Raw genomic sequence first — 19,529 nt, 5'->3', positions numbered from 1 at the left:
CAGGTGAAGGAGCCGGAGCCGCCGCAGAGCCTCCGCTCTACACGATCGCCGCGCGCGCCGCACCTGGTTTACCCGGCGCCGGGGCGCCGTGGTACGAGCGCGGGGAGGCGGGCCTTATGCGGAAGATCAGCGTGTGCACGGTGGTCATCAACCTCGATGTCGGTGGCCTCGAGAAGGTCGCCGTCAGCCTCCTGAACGGCCTCGATCGCGCCCGCTTCGACCCGTCGCTCATCTGCCTGGACGCCCCCGGCAAGCTCTTCGATCAGGTGGACCTCCCGCCCGGGCGAAGGCTCGTCCTGCGGCGGCGCCCGCGGCTCAACCTCGGCTTCGCCCGCGTCGATCCCGAGCTGCCCCTCGCGATCCGCGGCTTCCTGCGCGACGTGCGGGCGGACGTCCTGCACGTCCACAACTTCGCCCCGCTCATCTTCGGCGGCGTCTCGTCGCGCCTGCTCCTGCCGCGGCCCCGGGTCGTCTACTCGGAGCACAACGAGATCAACAGCGCGAGCCCCCGCTCGCTGCGCAAATTCAGGTACTACGTGCGGCTCGCCGACGCGATCATCGCGGTCTCCGGCGATCTGGAGACCAAGCTCCGGCGCGAACTCGGCGTCCGGCAGCCCGTCCACGTGATCCGCAACGGCATCGACGGCGCGCGCGTCCGCGCCGGCCGCCGCGAGCGCCTCCGCGCCGAGCTCAGGTTGCCCGAGGACGCGCGCGTGCTCGGCACGGTGGCGGTGCTGTCGCGCCAGAAGGGCATCGACGTCCTGCTCGACGCCGCGGCCGAGGTCCTCGGCCGCGACCCGCGCGCGCACGTGGTGATCGCCGGCGACGGGCCGGCCCGGGCCGACCTCGAGGCCCGGCGCGCCGGCATGGCGGCGCGGGAGCGCGTGCACTTCCTCGGGCTGCGCAGCGACGTGCCCGACGTCATGGCGGGCCTCGACGCCTATGTCCTCTCGTCCCGCTGGGAGGGGCTCCCGCTCGCGGTCCTCGAGGCCATGGCCGCCGGAAAGCCGATCGTCGCGACCCGCGTCGGCGGCGTGCCGGAGGCGATCGCGGACGGCGCGGGCGGCTACCTCGTCGCCCCCGAGGACCCCCGGGCGCTCGCGGATCGGCTCCTCGCGCTGCTGTCCGATCCGGCGGTCGCCGCCGCGATGGGCGCGCGCAACGCGCAGGCGTTCGACGCGCGCTTCAGCCTCGGGTCGATGCTCGCGGCCCACGAGCGGCTGTTCACCGAGATCGCGCCGGCGCGATAGCGGCGCCGCGCGTCTCTCCGCGGGCGCGCCGCGGGCGCGCCCGCGGCGAGACGCGCGCACCTCCGCGCCTCAGGGCGTTTGGCAGGAAATGCAGGCACGTTGTCGTCATCGCCACGCGCGCGACGGATAGCGTTGTCGCGTGAACCGCCCCCCGCCGATCGAACAGCGCTCCCGCGTCGCGCCGGAGGACGATCGGCCGCGCCGCGGTCGGTCCTGATCGGACGCGCCCGGGACGGTCAGCGGATGAACGAGCGAAAGGAAGAGGGACGAGAGATGACGAAAGCTTATGAGTTGAAGATGCCAGCTCCGCAGCCGCCGCTCCAGATCGGCATGGTGCTCTATCCGGGTCTCACGACGCTGGATCTGATCGGTCCGCAGAACGTGCTGGCCGTTCACGCGGAGACCCACCTGCTCTGGAAGACGCGCGCCCTGGTCACGTCCGACACGGGGGTCTCCATCCAGCCGACCGCGACCTTCAGCGACTGTCCGGACGACCTCGACATCCTGTTCGTGCCGGGCGGCATCGGCACGACCGAGGCGATGGCGGACCGGGAGATCCTTCAATTTTTGAGGGACCGAGGCCCTCGGTCCAGGTACGTGACCTCCGTATGCACAGGGTCGCTCATCCTGGCTGCGGCAGGGCTGATGCAGGGATACAAGGCCACGACGCATTGGGCCATGCGCCACATCCTCGAGGCGCTCGGCGTGGAGTGTGTGCATGCGCGCGTGGTGGTCGATCGCAACCGGATCTCGGGCGGCGGGGTGACCGCAGGCATCGATTTCGGGCTGACGCTCCTCGCGCTGCTGCGCGGAGAGGACGTCGCGAAGATGACGCAGCTGATGCTGGAATACGACCCCGCCCCGCCGTTCCGCGCTGGAACGCCGGAAGCCGCCGGGCCCGAGCTGACCCAGCGTATGGTGAGCTTCCTCGAGCCGCACGATCAGGCGATGCGGAAGGTCGCTGCAGAGATGAGCAGCAGGGCGAGCTGACCGCCGAGCTAGCGCTTACCAGAAGCAGCCGCGGCGGCAGGCGCCGCGGGCTGCGCTTGCGGCATGATGACGCGGAATTTCCCGCTCAAGTGCAGCAGGGACATCGTGTACAGCATGCCGTCGTAGTACCGCCACTTGCCGGTCGGCGGCTCGCGTGAATACACGTCTTTGACGAAACGCCAGCCCCGCGGATGGCTCGCAGCCAGCGCCGCAACGCCGTTCATCGCCACGAGCCCGAGCGATCCGTGGTCGACGAGGGGCTTACCCTCGAGGGTGAAGTTGGCCTTGTACTCGGGGCCCTGCGACTCGAAGAACGCGAGGATGCGATCGCTCAGCTCGGTCTCCCGCGGGTCCTTCGCCCACCACGCCGCGTCCACGGCCCAGTTCATCGCGGTGCGGAACGCGTCGTACCGGAAGTTGGCGGTCCCCGCGTCCCAGGAGGCGGCCTTGGGGGTGCCGTCGAAGTTGGCGTAGTCCGGAGCGAGCCCGGTCTTCGGATGCGTCGTCTTGACGAAGAAATCGCGGCTCACCTTGGCCGCGTCGGCCCAGAACGCGCGATCCGCCTCGGGGCCCCAGGCCGCCCAGAGCTCGTAGAACGCAGGCAGGTGATACGACGGGTCGGTGTGGTCGCCGTTCTTCGCGAAGTTATCCGCGTCCGGCGTGAACCGCACCATCTTGTGCTCGGTGTTGAAGAGCGAGTGCAACGTGGTCTTGCGCTTGTTCGCGTTGACCGCCCCCGCGATGGCCTTGCGGTTCTTCATCGCATCGAGCAGGCCCAGGGCCTCCTTCCGATAGTCGTAAATCCCCTTGCCGTTCCCCCAGCGATGGGACGCAAAGAAGAGCGCCGTCGCGAAATACTCCTCCGCGTCGGGGGCGGGATTCTCATCGATGGCCGTGCCGTCCGGGCGCATCTGCCAGGAGAAATAGCCGAAGCCGGGGTGGCGCTGATCCGCGTGATACATGTGAGACTTGGCCCAGTTCCACAGGGCATCGAAGTCGTCTTTTCGATCGACCTGAACGGCGATCATCATGCCGTACGACATCCCTTCGGAGCGGACGTCGTTGTTGCCGATGTCCATGATGTACGCCTTGGGGCCGTTCGCGTTCTTCCCCGCCGCGAACATGACGGCTTCTTCCTTGGGGTCGCCGTGGAACAGCTGGGTGTACGCCTTCGTGATCTTGGCGTCGATCTCGGCCGGCTTGTGGCCCAGCTCCGCGAACAGGTTGCGATACTCGCCCGTGAAGTACGCTCCCTTGGCCGCAGGCCGCAGCGGGGGCCCCTGGGGCGCAGGCTCCGCCGCCGGGGGCGTCTGAGCCGCGCCGGCCTGGCTCGAGGCGCTGGCAGGAGCGGCGCTGCTGGCCGGATCGACCGCGCTCGTCTGAGCGGGCGAGCCGACCTGGCTGCCCTGGTTGCTGGGCGCGCAGGCGAGCGCCGAGAGCGCAAACCATGACGATGCGACCGGAAACGTTAGCATTCGCAAGTTCATCAGTGTCCTCATCGACGAGCTCGCGTCCTACCGGAGACGTGCTCGGCGTGAACATCGTTGGCGAGTTCACGTGTGTTATGCTCGCAAGGTTCGATCGGCGTAGGACGACGCGAGCTGGATGACGCCGCGGGCGGGAAGGAATTCCAACCGCTCCCAGGCGTCAAGCCCCAACTGCGGAGCCCGCCTCGGGCCGGCAGAGCCTCCTTCGATGCGGTCCGGCCCTTCTGGAAAATTGGCGTTATATCGAGAAGTTAGCCGTGCGTCGAAGCGGCGGCCTCGACGCCACGGCCCGCGGGAGCTCGTCGGAACAGCCCGGGTTCGCCTCGAAGCGTGCCGCCGTCGAGCTCTCGGGGGAGCCCTCGGCGGGCTGGGGTCCGTTCGGCTGGAGCGTCGGGACCCTCACCCGAGGGGGCTCGCGCGGCGCGCCCCCGTCACTTGAGCGCCGAGAACGACGGCGCCGCGAAATCCTTCACCATCGGCGCCTCCGGCCCGTCGTTCAGCTCGCACTCGTCCGCCAGGGCCTCCCAGAAAGCGCAACCGGACTTCCGGTTGCCCCAGCGGCTCGTCCTGTTGAGGAACGACAGCGCGCCCGCGTAGCTGCCCATCGGCTGCCATTCGAAGGGCACCACCGTGTTCCACGTGTGCCACTCGACGCCATTCCCCGTGTAGTCGGCCAGGTAATCCCCGTTCGGCAGGTCCTTGTAGACGTGCTTGCCCGCCTCCGCATACAGGCCGTGCGAGCCCTTCGCCGAGTACGTCTCCGCGTGCCAGCCGTCGATGCCGAGGTGCTTCTGCCCGTAAGCGAGCGTCTCCCCGCCCGAATGCTGGGCGAGGAACACCTGCGCGGGCCGCCCGTCGATGAAGCGTACGGTCATGTGCTCCCAGTCGCCCACGTGGTTGCCGAACCGGATAGACTTGCCGCAGGTCGTCCCGAGCCCGTAATCCAGGTACAGCAGGCAGACCACCTTTCCGTTGTTGTACGGATAAAACATCCAGTAAATGACGTCCGTGGTGTCGACCGACGTGCCCGTGCGCTTGACGATCTCGGCGTACACCGGCACGCTGATCTGATCCGGGCGCTGCCCGTCGAGGAAGGCGGGATTCGTGCAGTTATTGCAGCCGAGCGACTCGTTCGTCACCAGGAATCCGTTGTCCTCGTGCACGTTCGCGAGGAAGAACTCGGCCGAGGAAGGGAAGTACGCCTCGCTCGGGTCGAGCCGGACCTTCGGGGCGAACATGGTGGCCGAGAGGCCGGTCACCGGCCCGCCGCGCAGCTCCTCGTTCGCCGTGGCGCTCTTGTTCAGCACCCAGTACCGACCCGCGCCGCCGTTGTCGCCGTGGCTCGGCCGCGAGACGAACGTGGAGGTCGGGAGCCCGCGGTAGCTCTTCGTCGTCGCCTCCCAGATGCCGACGTCCGCGTCCGCGCCCGACCCGGCGTCGTCCCAGATCTTCGCGGAGCCCCCGGAGAGCACGTACTCGCTCTTCACGCAGCGGATCAGGTCCGTGGACGGCTTCGTGTAATTGCCGGCCGCGACGTGGCCGAGGCAGGTATACCCCGCCGGCGCCACCGGCTCCCAGAAGCTCCCGTCGTGATCCCCGCCGGAGCCCTTGTCGGTCCAGACACGGTTGTAATCGACCGGCCTCGCGAGCACGTCGCCGTCCCCCTTCACGACGAACGTGCTCCGCGGCGCGCCGCCATGGTTCGCCATGGCCACGTCGCCGAGCGCGTAATAGCCCGGGTGCTGGCCGAGGTTCGGGCGCCAGATCGAGACGTCATGGTCGGCGCCGGTGCCAGCGTCGTCATAGATCCAGACGAACTGCGTCGCCGGCTGGACGAGCAGGCTCTGCGGGTAGCGCAGCGAGGCGAGGTTGGAAGAGATCGCGAACTCGCCCGCCTGGCCCGAGGCGACCGTGGCGGCCACGAGCCTGTACGTGCCCGGCGAGAGCGTGAACGCGATCCGCGCATTGGCACCATCTCCGCCGTCGTTGTCCTGCGCGAGCACGTTGCCGTTCGCGTCGAGCAGGTACAGGTACGCATCGACGGTCGAGGTCAGGTCGAACGTGACGGCGCGGGTCGGTCCGGCATAATCGACCAGGAACGACCGGTTTCCAGCGCTCGTCGCGCTCTGGCCGCCGGAGCTCTTCCAGTAGCCATACAGGAGGTTCCCCGTCGTCTCCACGCGGCTGAGCTTGAACCTCTGGTTGTCGCCGCCGTGGCAATCCCACACGTAAACCGCCGCGGCGTCGGCGGCGCTGCTGACGTCCATGCATTTCCCGCCCTGCTTGGCCTTGAGCGAGAAATACCCGCCGCCCATCGGCAAGGGCTTCCACTTCTGATCGTCGCCGCTGCCGCATGTCCACTGCTGTATCGCCGTCCCATTGCTGGTCCCGGGGCCGGCGACCTTCAGGCATTTCCCGCTGTGCTTCGCCGCGAGGCGGTAATACCCATCGCCCGTCGATTCCAGCGAGAATTTGCGCTGATCCGCGCCGTCACACCCGATCTGCCAGACCTGGGCGCCGTCGGCCAGATCGGCGTTCTTCACGGTGACGCATTTGCCGCTGTGTTTCGGGATGAGCCTGTACGTGCTCTCGAACGTCTCGAGCGCCTCTTCATCGGACGCGATCGCCTCGTCCTCGAAGCTCCCTTCTTCAGGCAGAGCGACGCAGCCGGAGAGGGCGGCGATGGCGCAAAAGGTGGGAGCGGGGAAGGTGGGGGCCGAAACGAGGGCACGGAGCGCGGAGGCGGCAAAGCGGTACATGGTTCGTTCTCCTTTGAAAACTCGCAAGATCCAGGATAGTTTCGGCCGCTCTGCGTACAATGACCGCGGGTGGCCCACCGTGGGCCGCGTTCCGGCCAACGAGGGGGCCCGATGGATCTCGAGGAGCTGCAAGCCTTCCTGCACGTCGTCAAGCAAGGCTCGTTTCACGCCGCCGCCGAGGTGACCGGCACGCCGCGCACGACGCTCCGGCGCCGCGTGGAGTCCCTGCAAGCGCGCTCCGGTGTCCCCCTCCTGGAGAGCAGCCGGCAGGGCGTCGTGCTCACCGAGGCGGGGCGCGCGCTGGCGGAGCGCGGGCAAGCGATGGTCGAGGAGGCGAGCGCGCTGATCTCGTCGATTCGCGAGATCGGGCGCGAGCCCTCGGGGCTCTTGCGCCTGGTCCTGCCCGTGGGCCTGCCGCCGCACCTCATGGCGCCGATCTTCGCCTCGATCCGGAGCACGTACCCGCAATTGCGCCTCTCGTACGAGTTCAGCAGCGACCCGCTCTCCGAATCGCTCGTCGACGTCGACGTCGCCGTGCATTTCGGCGAGGGCGCCCCGCGAGGGCCCTGGCTCTCGCTCGTGCTCATGCGCATTCGAGAGCGGCTGTGCGCGAGCAGGGAATACCTCGCGCGGCGGGGGACGCCGGCCTCGATCGACGACCTCGCCCGCCACGAGCTCCTCTCCTGGCGCGCGCCGGGCGAGGACGCGTCCGCGTGGCCCACCCGCAATGGCGGCAAATTCCCGGTGGAGCCGGCCTTGCTCGCGACCGACATCCACCTCGTCCGGCACTGCTGCCTGGCCGGGCTGGGCATCGCGTTGATCCCGGACGCGATGCTCGATGAGCCCACCGGCGACGAGCTCGTCACGGTCCTGCCGGAGCTCGTGGGCCGCGAGCGGGCCGTGCGGGTGACGGTGCCCGAGGCGCTGGCCGAGATCCCGAAGGTGAAGATGGTGCTGACGCACGTGCGGAGGCTCCTCCGCGAGGTGACCGGCTGATCGGGGAGGCGCGCCGCTCGGCCGCGAGGCGCAGGAGCGGCTCGCCGGCGTGCGCGGAGCGCTCCGCCGGCGAAGAACGCCTATCGGTCGTCCGGCAGGTACAGCTTCACGTCGTCGAACTCGGCGGTGCCCTCGTAATAGTTGATGTGCGGGTCGCCGAAGAAGAAGTGATCCGGGTACGCCGACCCCGCCGGCCAGGTCTCGAACGGCTTGCCGAAGTCGACCGTCTCGTTATGGACCTGGCCCTCGAGCTCGTCGGGGCGCTGGTTGAAATGCCACGTCACCGGCGGCTCGCGAAACGCCCGCCGCGCCGCGTACGTCGTGAGGCCGCCGTGGTGGAACCGGCCCGCCGCGGACATCGCATACCCCTCGCCGTCGCGCTCGACGGTGAACACGTAGGTCTCCTTGTCGAGGTACTTGTCCACGAAGACGGGGCCGTCCCTCCACCCGCCGGCCGTGTACGACGTGAACCCGTTGCCGGTCCAGGGGCTCCCGAACGCGTCGCCGCGGAGCCAGATCATGCTCACGTACCGCGAGCCGTCCGGCTCGGCCCGGCCGGTCACGGGGTTCCAGATCTCCGACCAGGGGCCGTCGTCGCCGAAGTTGCTGTCGGTGTCCATCACGACCTTCCGGTGATGATGGATGAAGACGTTGTTGTGAGGCGCCGGCCGCGCGTAATCGGTGATGCAGAGAAAGTAAACGCCGTTTCCGAAGGTGGCGGACAGCGGCTTCGTGCTCCGATCGGTGAACCGCCACGGGTCGGCCACCTCGTCCCCGTCGTAGCCGTTGATCTTGCCCCCGTGCGTCCAGCTGCCCTCGCGCTGGCCGCCGAAATCGATGCTGGAGACGGTCACCTCGACGCGGTACCGCGCCGGCAGGGGCGCGGTCGAGCGGAGGATCGCGCCGTCGTAATGGCGCGTCGAGACGAGCCTCGCCTTGCCGGAGGCCGCCTCGAAGCGGCCGCCCGTCTCGGGCACGCCGTCGCGGTCGCTGTCCCGGCCGTACAGCTCGACCGTGAGCCAGCCTCCCTCGCCGTACGTGAAGGACTTCCGGAACGAGCGGAACCTCCGCAGGCCCTCGCGGAACGCCTCGCCGCCGCGCGCGGCGAAGAACTCGCCGTCGTCGTCGAAGACGTCGACGTGGTAGGGGCTCGCGTCGCCGTACGCGTCCTCGGTCCACGCCGCCGGCTCGTGAAAGGGGGCATCGAAGGTCTCGTGGTGCACGAGCCGCCATCCGCGGCCGGCGGCCGGCGCCGCCGGCTTCGCGGCGTCGCCGGTCGCCCCGAGCGTGTCGCGCGCCGGCGCGCGCGAGCACGCCGCGAGCGTCACGGCGAGCGCCGCGAGGGGCCGCGTCACGGATCGCATGCAGTCCTCAGCGCTCGCCGCGCCGCGCCGCCTCAGCGGTTCGGCTGCGGGGTGAGGCGCAGGTACGGGCGAACGGCGTTGTAGCCCTTGGGGAACTTCTGCTTGAGGACCTCGGGATCCTGGAGCGAGGGGACGATCACCACGTCATCGCCGTCCTTCCAGTTCGCGGGCGTCGCCACGGAGTGGCTGTCCGTGAGCTGCAGCGAGTCGATGAGGCGCAGGATCTCGTCGAAGTTGCGCCCGGTGCTCGCGGGATAGGTGAACGTCGCGCGGATCTTCTTGTTCGGATCGATGACGAACACCGACCGGACCGTGAGCGTGTCGTTCGCCTGCGGGTGGATCATCCCGTACAGGCCGGACACCTTCCGGTCCACGTCGGCGAGGATCGGGTAGTTCAGCTTCGTGCGCTGCGTCTCCTCGATATCGACGGACCAGCGCTTGTGCGAGTCGACGTCGTCGACGCTCAGGGCGATCGGCTTGACGCCGCGCTTGTCGAACTCCGCCTTGAGGTTGGCGACCGCGCCGAGCTCGGTCGTGCACACCGGGGTGAAGTCCTTCGGGTGCGAGAACAGGATCACCCACGAATTCCCGGCCCACGCGTGGAACCGGATGGTCCCGTGCGTGGACTCTTGCTCGAAATCGGGCGCGATGCTTCCGAGTTGCAGGCTCATGACAGTCCCTCCTGGCCGCGGGCCATGTGTCCGCTATGGCGGAGGAATGTCCGCCAAGCCGCGTATGGTGTCAAGCCGGTCGCTGCCGTCTTTTACGTGGGCGCGTACGTGGGCGCGCGGGCGCGTGGGCGCCGCGCCGGCGGCCGCGGCCTGCCCGGCGGCGCCGGGCCGGGCAGCCGTACGGGCCCTGGCTCGGCGCGCGGGAAATCTGGTGAGGGCGCGGGAATCCGGTGCGGGCGAGATCGCCTCAGAGCGCGCCGACCTCGCGCCGGAAGCCGTCCCAGGGGATCTCCGGCGGCGGGGCGGCGCGCCGTTCGCTTGCCTCGGCCGGCTGCGCCGGGGTGGAGCAAGCGCCGTGCTGCAGCAGGTGGAGGGCCTCTGCGAGGCACGCCTCGTCCGCGTCGCCGAGCTCCGCGTCGAGCGTGTCGGTGACGGGGCAGTCGGGGGCGAAGCCGTCGTAGAAATCGCCCTCTTGCTTCGCGTTGAGCACCCGGAACGAGATCGGGTGCACGATCTTGTCGCAATAGTCCCACCCGTGCATACCGACGGGCTTGCCGTGCGTCGTCGAGCCGACGATCTTGACGTCGATGTAGGCGCGCAGGCTGTTGATCAGCGTCTCGCTCGCGGAGGCCGTGCCGCCGGTGGTGATGACGACCAGCCGGGACAGGGGGAGCGCCGGCTGGTCGAGATCCTCGAACGAAGCCCGCTTGTCCCACGTGAGGTGCCTGTCGTTATGCGCGGTGATGTCGAGCAGCGCGCCTTTGTCCGCGGGCCGGTGGATCAGGCTCGCGAGGTGCCGCTCGACGGCGAGGCGCCCGCCGCCGTTGTAGCGCAGATCGAGGACGAGCTCGTCGACGTGGTTGGCCCGGAACATCGCGAAGGCGTCGTCGAGCTCTTTCGTGGTGGGCTCGATGAACGTGGTGAGCATGAGGTAACCGACCGTCGCGGACCCCGCCTGCAGGATCCGCGGGCTCATGACCGTGGTGACGCCGTGCACCGCCTTCCGGACGGCGACGGTGAAGACCTCCTCGCCCGCGCGCTCGATGGTCAGCGAGATCTCGTGTCCTTCCTCATCGGGGCCCGTCACCTCCGACCAGAGGTTGTCGTTCGCCACCTGCTCGACGTCGATCCCGTTGATCGCCAGCACCCTGTCGCCGCGCCGCAGGCCGGCCGCTCCGGCGGGCGAGGCGGGGTGGACAAGCGCCAGCCGGAGGCTGCCCTCCGGGTCGAAGCTCCACCGGTAACCGAGCCCGAGGGTCTGCCCCTCCCGGAAATAGGCCTCGTAATCGCTCTTGCTCGAGATGTAGCTCCAGCGGTCCCGCGACGGGTCGACGAGATCCTGGAGCAGCGCCTCGGGCGACGGGTAGGACCGGGGATCGAGCTCCGGCACGCGGTCGTACCAGAGGTAGGCGTCCCGCATCAGGTCGAAGAGGAACTGGTTCTGTCCCGGCGTCGAACAGTCTTCCGCGTCGGGCTCCGTGGCGTCTGAAGTGCAGCCTCCGATCACGGAGGCCGCCAGCGCGAGGGTGCATGTGGAGAGGACCGCAACAAGCTTCGAAGCGACCATGCCGCCCAGCTCATCACGAAGGCAAGGGGCGGGCAATGCCGATCTGGGGACCGGATCACGCTCAGCGCCGCAGGGCCCGCGCTCGTTCCGACGCGGACGAGCTGGGCGGCGAGGCTGGGTCGCGCGCTGTGCGCCGGCGGTCTGCCGCGGACCGCCGGCGCGTCGGCGGGTCAGCTCGCTTGCGCCGCCGCCGCGACCGCCGCCTCGTGCGCCGCGGCGAGCTGCGCGTCGTCCGCCGTGACCCGCGCGAACGACGGCCGGCTGCAGACCCGGGCGACGTAGGCGGCGATCTCCGGCAGCTCGGGGATGAGCTTGAACTGCGTCATCCACCGGAGCGCCGTACCCCAGAGGATGTCGGCCGCGGAGAACCGCTCGCCGAGCAGGTAGGGGCCCTGTCGGAGCGCCTCCACGAGCGTGCCGAACATCGTGTCGAAGTCGCCGTAAGGCGACATGCCCGGCGGCGCGGGCTCGCGCTTCATCGCGCGATCGGTCATGGCCGGCTCGAAGCAAGACCCGTAGTAGACGAGCCAGCGGAGGTAGGGGCCTCGCTGCGGATCGCGGGGGGCCGGGGCGAGGCCTGCTTCCGGGAAGAGGTCGGCGAGGTAGATGAAGATCGCGACCTGCTCGGTGACGAGCGCGCCGTCGTGCACGATGGCGGGGACCTTCCCGAGCGGGTTCACCGCGAGGTAGGGCGCCTTGCGCTGTTCGCCGGCCTTCATGTTGAGGACGCGCAGCTCGTGCGGCGCGCCGAGCTCGTCGAGGAGGATGCGCGTACCTGACGCGCGCGTGTGCGGTGAATGGTAGAAGACGAGGTTTCCCCGCGTGGGCGTGGTCGAATCAGCCATGTCGTGCCTCCGGGCCGGACCCTACTGCCCGGGATGGGCCCCGTATTGTAAAAGAGCGCCACGCGATGAGCTCGAGCAACCCCCCCGGAGGTCGCACCCTCGGCATCCTGAACCCCGCGGCGGGGCTCAAGCGCTTCGAGCTGCGCCGCCACGCGCCCGCGCCCGATCTGGCCGCGCTCGTCGACTGGCACTGGGTGGTCCGCTGGTCGCTCCCCGCGCCGTTCGAGCAGGAGATCCTGCCGCACCCCTGCGTCAACCTGGCGATCCAGGTGAACGGGTCGATCGTGAACGGGCTCGGGACGCGGCGTGAGGTCTCGCGGCTCGAGGGGACGGGGCGCGTCGTGGCCACGAAGTTCAGGCCGGGGGGCTTCTTCCCGTTCGCGCGCTGCCCGATGCGCCGGCTGGTCGATCGGGTCGTCCCGCTCGCGGAGGTCTTCGGTGATGCGGCGAACGCGCTGGAGCGCGAGGTGCTCGATCAACCGGACGACCTCCTCGGGGTCCGGGCGATCGAGGCGCTCCTCCGGGCGCACAGGGGTCCTTCGGATCCGGGGCTCGACGAGGCCATGACGCTCGCCGCGCGCGCGCAGGGGGATCGCGACATCCACCGCGCCGAGGATCTCGCGCGGGTCGCGGGGGTCTCGGTCCGCACGCTGCACCGCGCGTTCGAGCGGTACATCGGGGTCGGGCCCAAATGGATCATCCGGCGATCCCGGGTCCAGGAGGCCGCGGAGCGCGTGGCGTCGGGGGCGTCGGTGGCGTGGGCGGCGCTCGCGACCGAGCTCGGGTATCACGATCAGGCGCACTTGATCCGCGATTTCAAGGCGCAGGTCGGGTTCACGCCCGCCGCCTACGCGGCGCGGTGCGCGGCGGCGTCGGCGGCGCGGGGGTGACGCCGTGGGAGGAGCGGTAGGAGAGGTCTTGTCGTTGGGCGAGGCGGCGCTCTCTAGTCGCGCGTCATCCAGCGCCGGCCTCGGAGCAGGGGCCGCAGCGCCGACGGGTCGCGGTGGATCGGCGCGACGCCCGTCCAGGATTCGAGCGCGCCGAGGGCGAGCGCCTGGTCGGCCGGCGCGAGCGAGAGGATGACGGCGCCGTGGGTGCCGCCAGGCGCGATGAAACGGTGGGAGTCGCGGGCGGCGCCGATGTCGAAGGCGGCTGCGGTGTACGGATCGTTCTCGCCGTAGATGAACAGCAGCCGTTCGCCCTCGGTGGTGAGCCAGGCGGAGATGTCCTGCATCGCCCTGGGATCGAAGCGCGGGGTCTTGCCGGGCCCGGCCTCGACGAACGAGGTGGGCACGTTCGCGCCGGGGTAGAGGAGCAGATCGGCGATGTGCTCCTCCGCGAAGCTCGGATAGCCCAGCTCTGCTGCGGCTTGCCAGTAATACGGCTCCATGGCGAAGAGGTAGGGGTCGGACCAGAGGCGGGGGGCGTTCGCCTCGTCGAGGAAGGCCCAGACGGCGGCGTCGTCCGAGGCGGCGTTGGGGACGCGGGCGCAGAAGCTCGAGTCCTTGTATTGCCAGAGGGAGAAGACGGACTCGATGACGGCGATGTCGAGGGCCCTGTCGATGCCGAGGAGGTCATAGGTGACGCCGAGCTCGGCGGCCTCGGCTTCCATGAGGTCGAGCATGGCGGGGCGGCGCAGCAGCACCTCGCGCTGGAAGCGCTGGAGGGCCTGCCGGCATGCGGGGTCGCCGCGCTCTGCCACGAAGTCGAGGTAGCGCGGGTCGGAGACGCCGGCGCTGTGCGGGGCCACGTACGCGACGGTGCCGTCGACGTCGGCGGGGTAGAAGCGGCGATGGTAGATCGCGGTCATGCCGCTTTTGCTGGCGCCGGTGGAGAGCCAGCGGCCCTCGTAGAGGGGGCGGAGCGACGCGATGACGCGGTGGAGGTCGGCGGCGGCCTGCTCGATGGTGAGCAGCGACCAGTCCGCGGGCGCGGGGCGAGAGGGGGTGAAGAAGCGGTGCTCGACGCGGATCTGGTTGGCGGCGAGCAGCTCGGCGGGCTCGTCGAGCCACTGCGCGTCGGGGTAGAGGTTGTACCCCTCGGTGACGAGGACGACGGGGGCGGCGGGGTCGCGGTGGTGCAGGAGGAGGCGCTGCTGGAACCGCGCGGCGTCGGGGTGGTCGTGGTCGGCGGGCTGGTCGAGCTCCAGGACGAAGTAGCGGTAGCCCGGGAGGGTCGAGTCGTGCTCGACGGCGGTGAGGCCTTCGAGGGTTTGGAGCTGATCGAGGAGGTCGCGCGAGGCGGGGGCGGTGGGGGCGGTGGGGCCGCCGCCGGAGCCGGCGGGGCCGCCGCCGGGGCCGGTGGTGCTGGTGATGCCGGTGGTGCCGCCCTCCCCCTGAACGCTCGCGCTGCCGGTACCACCGCCCGCGCCAGCTGCACCGCCATCACCGCCACCGCCCTCAGACGGCCGGCCGCTGCTGCCGTCGTCTCCACACGCGGCAACCGCCAGGGCGGACAGGGTGATGGCAAACCATGTAGCAAAAAGAGTGCGCATGTCGGACGCAGGCTACATGAACCGGCGCTCGACTCGTCCGGATTTAATAATAAAGTCGAGTAGTTGTGGCTGATCTAACGGCGCTTACCCGACCGGGGTTGAGCTCCCGAGATGCCGCTTGTTCCGACCCAGGTTGGGCTTACCCGACCGGGGTTGGGGCATTTTGTATTTTAATTTACTTATGGCTTGTTTGAGCGGCTCACTGGCTGCTCGGCTCGCCCGACCGGGGTTGAGGTCCGGCTGCCCGACCGGCGGCTGCCTGACCGGCGGCTGCCCGACCGGGGTTGAGGTCCGGCCGACCGGCGGCCCGACCCGGGTTGCGGGGTGGGTTACCTGAACGGGGCTCACCCGACCGAGGTTGGGGTTCTGCCGTGCCGACCGAGGTTGAGGTCCGACTGCCCAGGCTCACCCGGGCTGGCTCACCCGACCGAGGTTGAGGTTCCGCCGGCCCGACCGGGGTTGAGGTTCCGCCGGCCCGACCGGGGTTGAGGTTCCGACCGGGGTTGAGGTTCCGCCGGCCCGACCGGGGTTGAGGTTCCGACCGGGGTTGAGGTTCCGGAGGTTCCGGCCCAACCGGCGACCCAGGTTGCGGCCCAACCGTAATTCAGCTCACTCCGCCGCCTCGATCAGCTCCTGACCGTGGTTGCGGTTCGCCGGCCGCGGCAGCCCGTAGTTCTCGCGCAGCGTCCTGCCCTCGTATTCCGTCCTGAACAGCCCACGCCGCTGCAGGATCGGCACCACGTGCTCCACGAACGCCGCCAGCCCCGACGGCAGCACCGGCGGCATCACATTGAACCCATCGGCCGCCCCCTGCTCCCACCAATGCTGGATCGCGTCCGCCACCTGCTCCGGCGTGCCGGCGAACGTCCGGTGCCCCCGGCCGCCGCCCAGCCGGCCGATGAGCTGGCGCACCGTCAGCCGCTCCCGCCGGGCCAGGCTCACGATCAGCGTGTAGCGGCTCTTGGCCCCCTCGATCTGATCCTCGCTCGGCAGATCCCTCGGCAGCTCGGCGTCCAGATCGAGCTCCTCCGGCTTCACGCGCAGCGTCTGCGCGAGCTGCCGCTTCGCATACTCCGGCTTGATGAGCCGCTCCAGCTCCGCGTCGAGCGCCTGCGCCTCCGCCTCGGTGGCCCCGATCACCGGCACGATCCCCGGCAAGATCTTGATCGACTCCGGATCGCGCCCCAGCCCCCGCACGCGCGCCTTCAGATCGGTATAGAACTGCTGCGCGTCCTCCAGCGTCTGCTGCGCCGTGAACACCGCCTCGGCGTACCGCGCCGCCAGCTCCTTGCCGTCCTCCGACGATCCGGCCTGCACCAGCAGCGGATATCCCTGCGGCGGGCGCGGCACGTTGAGCGCCCCCTCGACCTTGAAGTACTTGCCCACGTGCCGCGGCGGATGGATCTTCCGGTCGTCGCCCCAGACGCCGTTCTCCTTGTCGCCGAGCGGCGCGTCGTCGTCCCAGCTGTCCCACAGCTTCAGCGACACATCGATGAACTCCGCCGCCCGGGCATACCGGTCGCTGTGCGCCGGCAGCTCGTCCAGATTGAAGTTGCGCGCCGCATCCACGCCCGCCGTCGTGACGATGTTCCACCCGGCGCGCCCCCCGCTGATGTGATCCAGCGACGCAAACCTCCGGGCCAGGTTGAACGGCTCGTTGTAGGTGGTCGAGGCGGTGGCGATCAGCCCGACGTGTTCGGTCACGCCCGCGAGCGCCGCGAGCAGCACCGTCGGCTCGAGCGTCCCGGCCGGCCTGCGGCCGACGTTGTTCCAGAGCACCGGGCTGTCGGCGAGGAACAGCGAGTCGAGCTTCCCCCGCTCCGCGATGCGGGCCAGGTTCTTGAAATGCTCGATGTTCGTGTTCGCGAACGGATCGCTCTCCGGCAAGCGCCACGAGGCCTCGTGGTGGCCTACGCTCATGAGAAACGCGTTGAGATGCAGTCGTCCGGGCCGATGGGTCACGGGGCACTCCCTTCCAGTTCAGAGCTCGAATCGGTGTCTTCGGTCGAGGCCGCGGCCGGCGCCACACCAAGCGCGGCCAGCAGCGACTCGCGGTACGCGAGGAAGCGGGGATCGCGGAGCGGCCGCGGGGCCGGCAGATCGATGCGCTGCTGCTCGGCGATCCGACCGTCCACGAGCACCAGCACCCGGTCGGCGAGCGCGATCGCCTCGTCGACGTCGTGGGTGACCAGCAGCACGGCAGGCCGGTGCCGCGCGCACAGCTCGCGCAGCAGATCGTGCATGCGCATCCGGGTCAGGGCGTCGAGCGCGCCGAACGGCTCGTCGGCCAGCACGAGCTCCGGGTCCCGCACCAGCGACCGCGCCAGCGCCACCCGCTGCTGCTCGCCGCCGGACAGCTCCACAGGCCATGCGCGCTCCCGCCCCGCGAGGCCGACCTCCGCCAGCGCCGCCTCCCCGCGCGCCCGCGCCGAGGGCGCGTCGAGCCCCAGGATCACGTTGTCGAGCACCCGCGCCCACGGCAAGAGCCGCGTGTCCTGGAACACGACCGCTCGATTCTCCGGCACGTGCAGCTCGCCCGAGCCGGTCACCTCGAAATCGAGCTCGGCGATCGCCCGCAGCAGCGTGCTCTTGCCGGAGCCGCTCCGGCCGAGCAGCGCGACGAACTCGCCCCGCTGGATCTCGAGATCGATGCCGTCGAGGACCGTGCGGGCGCCGAAGCGGCGAACCAGGTTGCGGATCCGCACCGTGGGCGGCGGCGCGGTCAGCCGGCCAGGATGCGACGCCATGACAGGGTCCTTCTCTCGATGAGCCGCACGGCCGAGTCGGAGGCCAGGCCGAACAGCCCATACACGACGAGCCCGAGGAGGATGATCTCCGTCTGGCCGTAAGAGCGGGCCAGCGACATCATGTGACCGATGCCGCTCGTGGCGTTGATCTGCTCGACCACGACGAGCGCCAGCCACGCGCCGGTGACCGCCAGCCGGAGGCCCATGAGGAAGCCCGGCATCGCCCCCGGCAAGGCCACCCTCCGGATGAACTGCCACCGCGTCAGGCGGACCGTCTCGGCCAGCTCCACGTAGCGCGCGTCGATGGTGCGCAGCGCGGCGTGGGTGTGCACGTAGACCGGGATGACCACGCCGAGGGCGATCGTGAGCACCTTCATCTGCTCGCCGATGCCGAACCACAGGATCAGCAGCGGAATCAGCGCGAGCGTCGGTATCGCGCGCTTGATCTGCACCGGCCCGTCCACGAGCGCCTCGCCGATGCGGGTCAGCCCGGAGAGCAAGGCCAGGACCGTGCCGAGGCCGACCCCGAGGGCGAGCCCCAGAAACGCCCGCTGCGCCGACGTGAGCAGGTTGGAGACGAGCCGCCCGTCGGCGATCAGGTCGCGCGCGGTGGTCACCACGGTCCACGGCGCGGAGAGCACGCGCGCGTCGAGCACGCCGGTCGCCGACGCGACGGCCCAGGCGGCGATCAGCAGCGCCGGGCCGAGCGCCAGGCCGTACGGGATGCGCCGGCCCGGGCCGAGGCGGCGCGACGAGCGGCGGACGGCGGCCGGGCCGCGGGCCGGCGGCGCGCTCGCGCCGAGCTGCGGCGAGGAGACCCCGGCCGTCGCGGTGAGATCCGAGATGCTGGCGAGGCGCGGCGATGAGGCCCTCGTGGGCAGTGCGGTGGTCATGGCGTGCTCCTCCCGGCCGTCGCCGGCCGGTCCGTCGGTCCGGCGCCCTGGGCGGCGCCGGCCACCTCCGCCCCGATCTTCTGGAAGCGAAGGTCGAAGATCGTCCTGGCCTCGAAGCGCTTCTGACCAGAGGCCTCGGCGAGCAGATCGACGGTCTCCTGGGTCAGCGCGATCGCCTCGGTCCAGTCGGCCGGGTACTGCGGCTTGCCGGCGGACTCGATGAGGAAACGCCCTTCCCTGGCCGTCAGGCCCTGATCCTTGACGTAATAGGCCTCGATCCACGGCTCCGGGTGCTCGTACGCCCACAGCTGGGCCCTGGTCCGCCACTTGGCGTACTCGGCCAGCGCGGCCGCCTTGTCGGCGTTCTCCAGCACGGCGCTGCGCACATAGAGGAAGCTGAGGTTGTCACGGACCCCGTGCGGGATCGACGAGGCGCCCTCGGCGCGGTACTCGTTCAGGTAGCGCAGGAGGATGATGCCGGACAGCGGCGCGACGTCGACCTGGCGGCTGGTGAGCGCCTCCTTGAACTCGCTGCTGCTCAGCTGGACGAGCGTGACGTCCTGCGGCGACAGCCCGGCCTTCTTGAGCACGCGCTGGACGAGCGCGCCCTGCGCCTGCCCCGGCGAATACGCGATCTTCTTGCCACGGAGCTCCTCGATCGACGCGAGCCGCACGCCCGGCGCCGTGGCCAGCTCGTAGATGGGCTTTTCCCGGACCTGCACCGTGACGATCTTCACGTCGAGCCCGGTGAAGGTGGCGTGGATGGGCGGCGTGTCGCCGACCGCGCCCGCGTCGAGGGCGCCGGCGCGGAACGCCTCGACGGTCTGCGGTCCACCGCTGATGTTCTGCCAGTCGACGCGGAACGGCAGCCGGTCGATGTCGCCCGAGAGCTGGAGTTGCTTCTGCACCGTCGGATCACCGATGCTGAGCCGCGTCTCTCGCGGGAATTCGGCCGGGATCGCGGCGTCCAGGGCGAGCCGGGCGCCGGCGCTCACCTCGCCCTCGCGCTTGCACCCGGGCAGGGCGAGCAGCGCCGCGAGCAGCAGAAGAAAGCATTTCCTGTCGATGAAGGTGCGCAGATGGACCTCGGTGCGCGGCTGGAAGCGGGGCCGCTCCTCGGGTGTCCGGGCGCCGCCCCGCCGCCGAGCCGGCGCCGGAGAGGGTTCCGTGAGAGACGCTGAGAGGAGCTGCGGTGAAGGCGGTGAAGGCGACCCACCCGCGGGAGCGCCGCGCGGCGACAGAACAGCAACACCCGTGCCGCCCTGCGACTCGCCCCCTGGCGGCGGCGGTCCATGGGCGCGCGCCCGCCGCCGCGCAGCGCCCGGCGGCGGGGCTGCGGTCGCGTTGCTTCCCCAGAAGCAGCCGGTGGTGATCCGCTGCTCGGGCGCGAGCACGGCCGGCGTCCGTCCGATCGGAAAGACGCGGTCAGGGTCCGGTCCGACCGGGAGACGCGGCCGGGAGCGACG

The 19,529-nt window shown here is 70.3% G+C and carries 15 protein-coding genes; 4 read left to right on the top strand and 11 right to left on the bottom strand.

Features of this window, described 5'->3' with window-relative positions; translation table 11 throughout:
• Positions 1-116 precede the first annotated feature (116 nt).
• A complete protein-coding gene (locus tag WME83_RS01905) occupies positions 117-1,250 on the top strand; it encodes a glycosyltransferase (RefSeq protein ID WP_437317551.1) in 1,134 nt (377 codons plus the stop codon).
• A gap of 273 nt (positions 1,251-1,523) precedes the next feature.
• Positions 1,524-2,240: a DJ-1/PfpI family protein gene (locus WME83_RS01900; RefSeq protein WP_437317550.1), complete on the top strand. Its 717-nt coding sequence runs from the start codon at positions 1,524-1,526 to the stop codon at positions 2,238-2,240.
• An 8-nt stretch (positions 2,241-2,248) separates the two neighbouring features.
• Here WME83_RS01900 and WME83_RS01895 read toward each other — a convergent pair whose 3' ends face one another.
• Together WME83_RS01895 and WME83_RS01890 are read right to left on the bottom strand one after the other, a co-directional pair.
• Complete coding sequence (locus tag WME83_RS01895; protein ID WP_437317549.1) at positions 2,249-3,715, bottom strand: glycosyl hydrolase family 8; 1,467 nt, start codon at positions 3,713-3,715, stop codon at positions 2,249-2,251.
• 443 nt (positions 3,716-4,158) lie between these two features.
• Entirely contained in the window at positions 4,159-6,486 is a 2,328-nt protein-coding gene (locus WME83_RS01890; protein ID WP_437317548.1) for a Vps62-related protein, read from the bottom strand.
• A gap of 111 nt (positions 6,487-6,597) precedes the next feature.
• On the opposite strand from WME83_RS01890, the gene WME83_RS01885 reads away from it, so the two are divergent.
• A complete protein-coding gene (locus WME83_RS01885) occupies positions 6,598-7,482 on the top strand; it encodes a LysR family transcriptional regulator (RefSeq protein WP_437317547.1) in 885 nt (294 codons plus the stop codon).
• An 80-nt stretch (positions 7,483-7,562) separates the two neighbouring features.
• Here WME83_RS01885 and WME83_RS01880 read toward each other — a convergent pair whose 3' ends face one another.
• From WME83_RS01880 to WME83_RS01865, 4 genes are all read right to left on the bottom strand, one after another.
• Positions 7,563-8,846, bottom strand: a complete 1,284-nt coding sequence (locus tag WME83_RS01880) for a hypothetical protein (RefSeq protein WP_437317546.1) — start codon at positions 8,844-8,846, stop codon at positions 7,563-7,565.
• A gap of 32 nt (positions 8,847-8,878) precedes the next feature.
• On the bottom strand, positions 8,879-9,517 hold the full coding sequence (locus tag WME83_RS01875; protein WP_437317545.1) for a peroxiredoxin: 639 nt from the start codon (positions 9,515-9,517) through the stop codon (positions 8,879-8,881).
• A 247-nt stretch (positions 9,518-9,764) separates the two neighbouring features.
• On the bottom strand, positions 9,765-11,084 hold the full coding sequence (locus WME83_RS01870; protein WP_437317544.1) for a S41 family peptidase: 1,320 nt from the start codon (positions 11,082-11,084) through the stop codon (positions 9,765-9,767).
• 170 nt (positions 11,085-11,254) lie between these two features.
• Entirely contained in the window at positions 11,255-11,929 is a 675-nt protein-coding gene (locus WME83_RS01865; RefSeq protein ID WP_437317543.1) for a glutathione S-transferase family protein, read from the bottom strand.
• A 65-nt stretch (positions 11,930-11,994) separates the two neighbouring features.
• Here WME83_RS01865 and WME83_RS01860 point away from each other — a divergent pair, with 65 nt between their 5' ends.
• Entirely contained in the window at positions 11,995-12,819 is an 825-nt protein-coding gene (locus tag WME83_RS01860; protein WP_437317542.1) for a DUF6597 domain-containing transcriptional factor, read from the top strand.
• Between the two features lie 53 nt (positions 12,820-12,872).
• On the opposite strand, the gene WME83_RS01855 is transcribed toward WME83_RS01860, so the two are convergent.
• From WME83_RS01855 to WME83_RS01835, 5 genes are all read right to left on the bottom strand, one after another.
• The gene (locus tag WME83_RS01855) at positions 12,873-14,423 is read right to left on the bottom strand and encodes a S28 family serine protease (RefSeq protein ID WP_437317541.1); all 1,551 of its coding nucleotides are present in this window, start codon (positions 14,421-14,423) and stop codon (positions 12,873-12,875) included.
• A gap of 609 nt (positions 14,424-15,032) precedes the next feature.
• Positions 15,033-16,385, bottom strand: coding sequence for an LLM class flavin-dependent oxidoreductase (locus WME83_RS01850; RefSeq protein WP_437317540.1), 1,353 nt, complete (start codon positions 16,383-16,385; stop codon positions 15,033-15,035).
• Complete coding sequence (locus WME83_RS01845; RefSeq protein WP_437317539.1) at positions 16,382-17,170, bottom strand: ABC transporter ATP-binding protein; 789 nt, start codon at positions 17,168-17,170, stop codon at positions 16,382-16,384. The genes WME83_RS01850 and WME83_RS01845 overlap by 4 nt, the downstream gene beginning before the upstream one ends.
• On the bottom strand, positions 17,146-18,063 hold the full coding sequence (locus tag WME83_RS01840; protein WP_437317538.1) for an ABC transporter permease: 918 nt from the start codon (positions 18,061-18,063) through the stop codon (positions 17,146-17,148). The genes WME83_RS01845 and WME83_RS01840 overlap by 25 nt, the downstream gene beginning before the upstream one ends.
• Positions 18,060-19,457 (bottom strand): ABC transporter substrate-binding protein, encoded by a 1,398-nt coding sequence (locus tag WME83_RS01835; protein WP_437317537.1) that lies wholly within the window; start codon positions 19,455-19,457, stop codon positions 18,060-18,062. The genes WME83_RS01840 and WME83_RS01835 overlap by 4 nt, the downstream gene beginning before the upstream one ends.
• Between the last annotated feature and the right edge of the window lie 72 nt (positions 19,458-19,529).

This window comes from Sorangium sp. So ce385 (genome assembly GCF_051474135.1).
GTDB classification, from domain to species: domain Bacteria; phylum Myxococcota_A; class Polyangia; order Polyangiales; family Polyangiaceae; genus Sorangium; species Sorangium cellulosum_D.
This window is presented reverse-complemented; position numbering and strand designations above follow the sequence as displayed.